Below are 1,337 nucleotides of genomic sequence, written 5' to 3' on the forward strand. Positions count from 1 at the left end.
CCCCTTCCCCCTTAACAAGAAAGATTAATTTGCACAAAAACTATAATTTAAAACGCTAAATTTAACCAAACCAAATTTAGCATTTTTGCGGTGCGGGTCTCGGTGCGTAAATTTAAAATTCGCTCGAAAAATTTGCTTAAAACGGTGCATTTTCGTCGCCGTAATCGTCGCCGATATGTTATAATTTCACGAATTTTAAAATCGCTTTGTGTTTAAATTTGGCTGCAAAACAAGACAAATGCTGCAAATTTCAAGAGTCAAAAATAAGCCGTAAAATAAAAAGAGGAAAATATGGAAAAATACGAAGGCTATAATCTTAGGTTTAAAGACGCTCTGGTTGGCGTTCAGTTTTTATTCGTCGCGTTTGGCGCGCTCGTGCTGGTGCCGATATTAACGGGGCTTGATACGTCCGTGGCGCTGTTTACGGCGGGCATCGGCACGTTGCTGTATCAGCTCATTACGCGCAAACACGTCCCGCCGATCTTTCTCGCGTCTAGTTTCGCGTTCATCGCGCCGCTTAGCTTTGGCGTGAAGGAGTGGGGCATCGCCGCGACGATGGGCGGAGTGATCGCGGCGGGGCTGTTTTACGTGGTGCTGAGCGCGCTGATTAGGCTAAAGGGCGAGGGGTTTTTGCATAAAATTTTACCGCCCGTGGTCGTGGGCCCCGTCATTATGACGATCGGCCTCATCCTCTCGCCCGCGGCCGTAAATATGGTCATGGGCAAGGGCAAAGAGGCGCTCTATACGCAGGGGCAGTCGCTTACCATCGCGCTCATATCGCTTTCGGCGGTTATCGTCGTGATGATGTTTGGCCGCGGTATGCTACGCCTAGTGCCGATCCTGTGCGGCATCGCGGCTGGATACTGCGCGTCGCTGTTCGTCGGGATCGTGGATTTTACGCCGATTCTAAATGCGCCGTGGTTTGCGCTGCCAAATTTCACCGCGCCGGTTTTTAAGCTCGAAGCCGTGATCTACATGGTGCCTATCGCTATCGCGCCCGCGATCGAGCATATCGGCGATATGCTTGCGATCAGCAACGTCACGAAGGAAAATTTCCTCAAAAATCCGGGGCTTAAAAGCACTCTTCTAGGCGACGGACTCGCGACGTCGCTGGCAGGCTGCTTCGGCGGACCGCCAAACACCACCTACTCGGAGGTCACGGGCGCGGTTAGCATCACGAAGGCCTATAATCCCGCCATCATGACCTTTGCCGCGCTTGCGGCGATACTGCTAGCCTTCGTGGGCAAGCTCGGCGCCGCGCTCTCCACGATCCCCGCTCCCGTCATCGGCGGCATTATGCTGCTGCTTTTCGGTATCATCGCTAGCGTGGGCATGGA

At 52.6% G+C, this 1,337-nt stretch carries 1 protein-coding gene; it reads left to right on the forward strand.

Going from position 1 to position 1,337, the window contains the following annotated elements; genetic code table 11:
• Positions 1–291 precede the first annotated feature (291 nt).
• On the forward strand, positions 292–1,337 hold a 1,046-nt coding region (locus tag Q0338_RS06045), incomplete at its 3' end, for a uracil-xanthine permease family protein (RefSeq protein ID WP_298085972.1).

This window comes from uncultured Campylobacter sp., from assembly GCF_938018145.1.
In the GTDB taxonomy this organism is placed as follows: Bacteria; Campylobacterota; Campylobacteria; order Campylobacterales; family Campylobacteraceae; genus Campylobacter_A.